Here is an 8453-nt window from a genome sequence, read left to right on the forward strand (position 1 = left end):
CAAATTTTGAAAGACTCGAGGAAGGCAGTCTAAGTTCGCGACGTCCTGCTCCTGCGCAAAGCTCGTCGCAAAAGATCTTTTGTCGCAACAACTGCATGACTTACATCCTGTAGGGCTCAAGCGCAATTCGAAATTTGGACGCAATTACGCCGAGGCGTTATTGATTAGTAGATACCGGGGGAGAAAAAATGATGGAACAATTGCAAATTCAATCTATTATTACAAATATAGGAAAAGTGATGATTGGTAAGAAAAATATTGCAGAGCTTGCAGTAATAGCACTCCTTGCTGAAGGGCACGTGCTTCTAGAAGATGTACCGGGTGTTGGAAAAACAATGATGGTTCGTGCACTTGCCAAATCTATCGGTGCTGATTTTAAGCGGATCCAATTTACGCCTGATTTGTTGCCATCAGATGTACTGGGAGTTTCCATTTACAATCCAAAAGAAATGGAATTTGAATTTAGGGCAGGACCAATTATGGGGAATATCGTACTAGCAGATGAAATAAATCGTACTTCACCTAAGACACAATCCGCACTCTTAGAAGGAATGGAAGAAGCATCCGTCACAATTGATGGGATTACAATGCCAATACCTAAGCCGTTTTTCGTCATGGCTACACAAAATCCAATTGAGCATGAAGGAACATACCCATTGCCAGAGGCGCAGCTAGACCGATTTTTAATGAAACTAAAAATGGGGTATCCGCATCCGAGTGAAGAATTGGAAATCCTTGATCGGGTAGAAAAATTATCGCCGATTGAGCATATAGATTCTGTTATTACTTTGGAACAATTAATAAATTTACAAAAACAAGTGAAAATGGTGAAAGTTGATCAGACGATGAAAGGGTATATTGTCGATCTTGCCAATCGAACAAGACTAGATACGTATATTTACCTAGGAGTTAGTCCGAGAGCTTCTATAGCGTTGATGAGAGCCGCTCAAAGTTATGCGATGCTTCAAGGAAGGGATTTCGTTATACCAGATGATATTCAATATTTAACTCCCTTTGTTTTCGGGCATCGTGTCATCCTCAGACCAGAAGCTAGATATGACGGGATTTCCACAGAGGAAGTATTGACTCGAATTATTAAGCGAACACCGGTCCCATATAAGAGGAAAGTAAGTCAATGAAACAGCGATTTAATCGATTAAGACCGTTAAAGGGTTTGGTTGGTATTACGTTTCTTCTAATCGTAACGTTTGTTTATTCAATGTTTCAAGGGGGATTTGTTAGTTGGTTTTTATTTTACTTATTAATCCCTCTGTCCATTTATTCTATACTTCTATTTTTTTATCCACTTTCAAAGTTGGAGGTTAATAGAACAATCGGTACTCGAAATGTTTATAGTGGTGGGAAATTTTCGGCAACCGTTTATGTCAAACGAAATAATCATTTTCCGCTTATGTATGTAAAGTTTGAAGAAAAAGTTAGTCCCACTTTGACGAGCATCACTTCATGGAAACGAATGATTTTTTGGGGTATGAAAAAGGAATTTACTTGGACTTATGAAATAGATCATATTCCTCGGGGTGAGCATGTACTAGAGGGGCTTACAGTTCAAGTGAGCGATTTATTTGGGTGGGTAAAGAAAGAGGCATTTATTCCAAACCCCAAAACTATACTTGTCTTTCCGAACGTAACGGAAATGGTATATGTACCAATCGAAACGCGATACGACCAAGGTGCAGCCGCATCTAGAATTCAAACGATGAAAGACACTTCCATGGCAACAGGCGTAAGATCTTATCAACCTGGTGACCGGGTTTCTTGGATTCACTGGAAGTCCTTCGCCAGAACGCAAACGCTCAAAACGAAAGAGTTTGAAGATCGTCAATCCCAAGATTTATTCGTATTAATAGACCGTACACCTACTGCCTTTTTTGAAGAAATAGTCGATCTAACCGCTTCTATTTTACAATCAATCGTGCGTCATCAGGCATCCAGTGCATTTTTGTCTTTAGGGGAAAATCGTTTTTTTATCCCAACAGTTCAAAATGAAACACATTTGCAGCGAGCAATGTATCATTTAACGAAAGTTCAACCGGATTTAACAAAGCCAATCGAACAAGTAATTCTACATGACGGGGCATTAGTACAAGCAACATCTCTTTTATATGTTACAAGTAATCTTACATATGAATGGATAGATAGTGTTCAAAAAACGGCAAGTAACTTACGTGTTTGTACATGCTTTGTAGTCAAACAAAAAGATGGAAAGTTACTGAAAGAGGAACAAGTCATGCATCAGTTTGCATCAAGTAGGGGAATTCGGGTCCATACTATTACGAAAGATCGTTTTGCCCAAGCGTTTATGGAGGTGACTCGTTCATGAGTAAAAAAGCAGTGTTATCTTTTTCCATTTATTTTTTTGTGTTTATTTTAATGGTTGAATGGTTAAAACCGGTTATTGAGCTAACTGATACAGATCATTTATATTTATTTAGTTCATACTTATTGCTCTCATTTTTATTTTACTTTGTGAGATTGAGATGGTATTATGCGGCCCCGTTAAAACTACTTTTTATTGGTTGGGTTATCATTTCGATCTACACTGATTTGTCGTTTTTCTCTTTGGATGCATTTTCATATTTGATAGAAGCCCTTCGCGTGAATTTAGCCGCATTAATTACACGTGAATGGTTAGAAGTAACGAATCCTTTCCGGACGTTTTTGTTTTTTTTACTGCTATGGATGACTACGTATTTATTAAATTATTGGATTCGTGTTAGAAAAAATATACTATTATTTTTTATTCTTACGATTTTATTTATAACTATCTTAGATACTTTTAGTCCGTATAATGGGGAAAAAAGTATTGTGATTGCATTAGTATCCGGGTTTATCGGGATGGGATTGTTATATGTTCAGAAAATTGGAATTGAAAATAAAGAACAAGTAAAAGCACCTCTTTTGCTTGGCGGTGTAGGAAGTTTAGTTGGAATACTTGTCATTAGTGGAACATTGGCATTTATTTTACCGAAAGCTGGACCGAGTTGGCCAGATCCAGTACCGTTTTTCACTTCTGCAAAATCATCTACTTCTAGTGGAGAAGGCGGGAGCGGGGTACATCGTAAAGTAGGGTATGGTGAGAATGATGAAAATTTAGGCGGAGCATTTGTCCAAGATGACACACCTGTATTTACAGCAGCTGTACCGACCAAACAATATTGGAAGATTGAAACAAAAGACACGTATACATCTAAAGGATGGATTCAATCTAATACAGAATCACAAGTTAGTAGCTATAATGTAGGGGAACTAATTCAATCAGACATTACACCCGGTGAGGAAGAAAGAACGGCGATTGCAAGTATTTCCATGCTACAGGAATATCCTTTTGTTATGCAGCCTTATGGTATTAAGCGGGTGGATGCGTTAGAACCATTCACTCTTTCGTGGAGTGAATCCAATCAAAAGCTCACTACGTTCAATGGTGGTAGCACCGTGCCCATTACAAACTATGATGTTGCCTATAGTGAGCCTGTATATAGTTTAAAGGCGCTTCGAAATACCAAAATAGAAAGTTTAGATAGTCTAACAAGTGAGTTTGATCGATATTTACAACTACCAGAAACTCTGCCTACGAGAGTGAGAGAGTTAGCTACCTCTATTACGGATGGGGACGAAAGCTTATATGAGAAAGCGAAATCCATTGAACGATACTTCAGACAAAATGGTTTTCGCTATGATCAACAATTAGCCGCGATTCCGGAAGGGGATATGGATTACGTCGATCAGTTTTTATTTGACACGAAGGTAGGGTATTGTGATAACTTTTCAACTTCAATGGTTGTTTTGCTTCGTTCAGAAGGAATCCCAGCGCGTTGGGTAAAAGGATTTGCACCAGGGGAGATTGTACAAAGAGAAGACAGTGTTCCTGTTTATGAAATAACGAATAATAATGCCCATTCATGGGTTGAGGCATATTTTCCGAATATAGGCTGGATGACTTTCGAACCTACAATCGGATTTTCCAATAGTGCAAACTTAAACTATGATTTAGACATTCAAACGGATGAGTTGGAAGCTCCAGAGCAGACACCAACACCAACTCCTAAAAAACCAAAGCCGGAGACAGAAAGTGCAGAAGTTTCCGAAAGGCTAACGGAAGTGATGACTAGAAGTGTAAAGTGGGTGTTGGACCGAAAAGCTGCTTTTATATGGTCAATTATCGGACTAGCATTTATCGGCTTGCTTGCTTATCGCTTTAGACGAAAATGGTTGTCGAAAATGCTAATCCCTGTATATCGCGCAAGAAAAAATGATTGGGATACGTTTGAAAAAATGTATCATCAGTTACTTAAACAGCTTCATTCTTACGGGTATGTGAAAGAACAAGGGCAAACGTTAACAGATTACGCCACACAGATTGATGGATATTTTAATGGCAACCATATGAAAAAACTTACAAGTGTATACGAAAAAGGATTTTACGGTGGCAACAAAATAGAGGTTGACTATGTATTGATGCGAGAAAGTTGGGAAAATTTAATCAATCAGCTAAGCGGTTGATTTTACACGCCACAAGCTGTAAACTAAAGTCAAATTAAATTGACCAAGTTGCCCTCGTATATGTCCGATAATATGGTTCGGATGTCTCTACCAAGTTACCGTTAATAACTTGACTATGAAGGTGAATGCAACCATGTCTTTTTTGACATTTGCATTCACCTTTTTGAAATAGAGAACATAAACGCGTAGGAAGAGGTTTGCTTTCTTACGCGTTTTTTTATTCTAGATAGCGCACTTGGATCACTAATATAGAAAAGGTGGATGCTAATGTCTTCAACTCCATTGCTGAAAGAACAAGAAAAAATTGTCGTATTAGATTTTGGTAGTCAATATAACCAACTAATTACGCGTCGTATTCGTGAGTTTGGAGTGTACAGTGAGTTGCACCCACATACAGTAACAGCGGAAGATTTAAAGAAGATGAATGCTACGGGAATTATTTTCTCTGGTGGTCCGAACTCTGTATATGATGAAAATGCATTTCATATTGACCCAAGCATCTATGAAATTGGTGTTCCTATCTTAGGTATTTGTTACGGGATGCAATTGATGTCGCAACATTTCGGTGGGAAAGTGGAAAAAGCTTCTCATAGAGAATATGGTAAAGCGGAAATTGACGTAAAAAATGCAACGGCTTTATTTGGACAACTTCCTGCAAAACAAGTTGTTTGGATGAGTCATGGTGATCATGTAACATTAGCTCCAGAAGGATTTGAAGTGATTGCAACGAGCCCTTCTTGTGAAGTTGCTGCAATGGCAAATGAATCGAAGAATTTTTATGCAGTTCAATTCCACCCAGAAGTAAGACATTCTATTTACGGAATTGATTTACTCCGTCAATTCGTATTCGATATTTGTCATGCTAAAGGCGACTGGACAATGGAAAGCTTTGTTGAAATGGAAATAGAAAAAATTCGTGCTGAAGTTGGCGACAAAAAGGTCCTATGTGCACTTAGTGGTGGAGTAGATTCCTCAGTTGTTGCTGTTCTAATCCATAAAGCAATTGGAGATCAATTAACTTGTATGTTCGTTGATCACAACCTAAACCGAAAAGGTGAGGTTGAACAAGTTATGAAGACTTTTACTGAAGGTTTTAATATGAAAGTGATCAAAATTGATGCTCGTGAGCGTTTTATGAATAAACTTGCAGGAGTTTCTGATCCTGAAAAGAAACGTAAAATTATCGGTAATGAATTCATCTACGTATTTGATGAAGAAGCTTCTAAGTTAGACGGTATGGATTTCTTAGCTCAAGGTACGCTTTACACGGATATTATTGAATCAGGTACTGCAACAGCTCAAACAATTAAATCTCACCATAATGTAGGTGGACTGCCTGAAGATATGCAGTTCAAGTTAATCGAACCATTAAAAACATTGTTTAAAGACGAAGTGCGTGCACTTGGTTTAGAGCTTGGTCTTGATGAAGCAATCGTTTGGCGTCAACCTTTCCCAGGTCCGGGATTAGGTATTCGCGTTCTTGGTGAAATAACAGAAGAAAAGTTAGAAATCGTTCGTGAATCAGATGCAATTCTTCGTGAGGAAATTGCAAAAGCTGGACTTGATCGCGATATTTGGCAGTACTTCACTGTACTTCCAGACATCCGTAGCGTTGGAGTAATGGGTGACGCTCGTACGTATGACTACGCAATCGGTATCCGCGCAGTTACTTCTATTGACGGAATGACTTCTGACTGGGCACGTATCCCTTGGGATGTTCTAGAAAGAGTAAGCGTACGTCTGGTAAATGAAGTGCCTCATATTAACCGCGTAGTGTATGATGTAACGAGTAAACCACCAGCTACTATTGAGTGGGAATAAGTATAAAAAGCGAACTATTTTATGGTAAACACGAAAAACGTTCGGATTTATTATTGATTTTCAAAAAATACAATGTTATATTACTAATGTAATTTAATTATGTTGTCGTATAACGTTGGGAATAAGGCCCAAAAGTCTCTACCGAATCACCGTAAATGATTCGACTACGATGAGTGGAACTATTTTTCTTTCGCTTATTAGAGATATTAAAGCATACGACCGTGTCAATACTGGTCGTATGCTTTTCTTTTTGTTTATACGGACAAAAAATGGAGGATCACATGAAAAAATATTTCAAATTTGAAGAGTTGGGTACAAACTATCGAAGTGAAATTATTGGTGGTTTAACAACTTTCTTAGCAATGGCTTATATTCTAGTAGTAAACCCAATGATTTTGTCGCTTGAAACAGTAGAAGGTTTACCAGATTTCATGTATATGGATAAAGGAGCGGTATTTACAGCAACCGCAATTGCAGCTGCTATCGGTTCTATCCTAATGGGGGTTCTAGCAAAATATCCGATTGCACTTGCTCCGGGTATGGGACTTAATGCATTCTTTGCCTTTACAGTTGTATTGGAGTTTGGGATTCCATGGCAAGTAGCTTTAACTGGTGTTTTTGTTGCAGGTGTTATTTTTATCCTTCTTTCACTATCCGGTATTCGCGAAACGATTATTAATGCGATTCCTGCCGAGTTAAAATACGCGGTTGGTGCAGGAATTGGTTTATTTATTACATTCGTCGGATTACAAAACTCTAAGATTATCGTTAGTAGTGATTCGGTAATTGTAGCTTTAGGAGACCTAACAGATCCGAACATCCTGTTAACAATTTTCGGTCTTGTAATTACAGTTATTATGATGGTCAGAGGTGTTAAAGGTGGAATTTTCTACGGTATGTTAATTACAGCTATCGTAGGGATGGTCTTTAGCTTAGTACCAATTCCAAGTGGGGTAGTAAGTAGTATTCCGAGCGTGGGACCAACTTTTGGAGCAGCATTGGAACCAATTTTTAATGATCGATCATCTTTATTAAGTACTCAATTTTTAATTGTTGTACTAACTTTCTTGTTCGTTAACTTCTTTGATACTGCAGGAACATTAATTTCTGTAGCGAACCAAGCTGGATTAATGAAAGAAGGTAAACTACCACGTGCAGGTAAAGCGCTACTTGCAGACGCAATCGCTACAACTGCGGGAGCAGTGGCTGGTACGTCTACAACAACGTCGTATGTAGAATCTAGTGCTGGTGTTGCAGCGGGCGCGCGTTCAGGTTTTGCAGCAGTAGTGACAGGGGTATTATTCCTGTTAGCATTATTCTTCTATCCTATATTAAGTGTAATTACTACTTATGTAACCGCACCGGCATTAATTATTGTTGGGGTATTGATGGTATCTTCTTTAGGAAATATTCAATGGACTAAATTCGAAATTGCGGTACCAGCGTTCTTCGTTATCATTGCAATGCCGTTAACTTATTCTATTGCAACTGGAATCGCGATCGGGTTTATCTTTTATCCAATTACGATGATTGTAGCGGGGCGAATAAAAGAAGTGCATCCGATAATGTATGGCTTGTGGGTTATATTTGTTTGTTACTTTATTTTCTTATAATAGGACATAATGAAAAGAGAGGCCTAGTGTCTCTCTTTTTATATTGTAAAAAATGTAGATAGAATGAGAATAGTAGCGAAAGAATGAAGTAACGTAATATGTGTTAGAAGTAGATAAGGTGAGGGTTCCAGTGCTATTAAAACTATATCTAGTTATTAGTTGCACTTATCTGAATAAAATGTTATTATCTTTTTACAACATTTTGTCGAATAATGTGTTGACGAATTGTTGAAAAGGGTGTTAAGATACAGAGGTCGCCAAAACAAAACGACAAAATAAACAACATGAACATTGAAAACTGAACATGCAAAACGTTAAGAAATATAGCTTGAAAGATTAACTTCGGTTAGTCTGATAGCAAAACAATTTTGACATCATTTAATGATGATGCCAGCAAAACAACATGAGCTTTTTAAGTTCTCTATTATGGAGAGTTTGATCCTGGCTCAGGACGAACGCTGGCGGCGTGCCTAATACATGCAAGTCGAGCGAATGATG

The 8453-nt window shown here is 38.0% G+C and carries 6 protein-coding genes, 1 rRNA gene and 2 riboswitches; all 7 genes read left to right on the forward strand.

The annotated features are described in order from the left end of the window. Positions 1-188: 188 nt before the first annotated feature. Positions 189-1139, forward strand: a complete 951-nt coding sequence (locus BMZ04_RS17555) for an AAA family ATPase (protein WP_093274592.1) — start codon at positions 189-191, stop codon at positions 1137-1139. Next, positions 1136-2341, forward strand: a complete 1206-nt coding sequence (locus tag BMZ04_RS17560; RefSeq protein WP_093274597.1) for a DUF58 domain-containing protein — start codon at positions 1136-1138, stop codon at positions 2339-2341. Before BMZ04_RS17555 ends, BMZ04_RS17560 begins: the two co-directional genes overlap by 4 nt. Then, the gene (locus BMZ04_RS17565; protein ID WP_093274600.1) at positions 2338-4521 is read left to right on the forward strand and encodes a transglutaminase-like domain-containing protein; all 2184 of its coding nucleotides are present in this window, start codon (positions 2338-2340) and stop codon (positions 4519-4521) included. The genes BMZ04_RS17560 and BMZ04_RS17565 overlap by 4 nt, the downstream gene beginning before the upstream one ends. 34 nt (positions 4522-4555) lie before the next feature. Continuing rightward, a riboswitch (purine riboswitch) is annotated at positions 4556-4657 on the forward strand. Between the two features lie 131 nt (positions 4658-4788). After that, positions 4789-6342: a glutamine-hydrolyzing GMP synthase gene (guaA, locus tag BMZ04_RS17570; RefSeq protein ID WP_093274603.1), complete on the forward strand. Its 1554-nt coding sequence runs from the start codon at positions 4789-4791 to the stop codon at positions 6340-6342. Positions 6343-6427: 85 nt separating this feature from the next. Continuing rightward, positions 6428-6529: riboswitch (purine riboswitch) on the forward strand. Then, the gene (locus BMZ04_RS22950) at positions 6512-6646 is read left to right on the forward strand and encodes a hypothetical protein (protein WP_255367996.1); all 135 of its coding nucleotides are present in this window, start codon (positions 6512-6514) and stop codon (positions 6644-6646) included. It overlaps the preceding riboswitch by 18 nt. Beyond that, on the forward strand, positions 6624-7955 hold the full coding sequence (locus BMZ04_RS17575) for an NCS2 family permease (protein ID WP_093274606.1): 1332 nt from the start codon (positions 6624-6626) through the stop codon (positions 7953-7955). Before BMZ04_RS22950 ends, BMZ04_RS17575 begins: the two co-directional genes overlap by 23 nt. 423 nt (positions 7956-8378) lie before the next feature. Next, positions 8379-8453: ribosomal RNA gene (locus BMZ04_RS17580) — 16S ribosomal RNA — on the forward strand; the annotation flags it as partial.

The sequence above is a fragment of the Psychrobacillus sp. OK032 genome, from assembly GCF_900111345.1.
GTDB lineage: Bacteria > Bacillota > Bacilli > Bacillales_A > Planococcaceae > Psychrobacillus.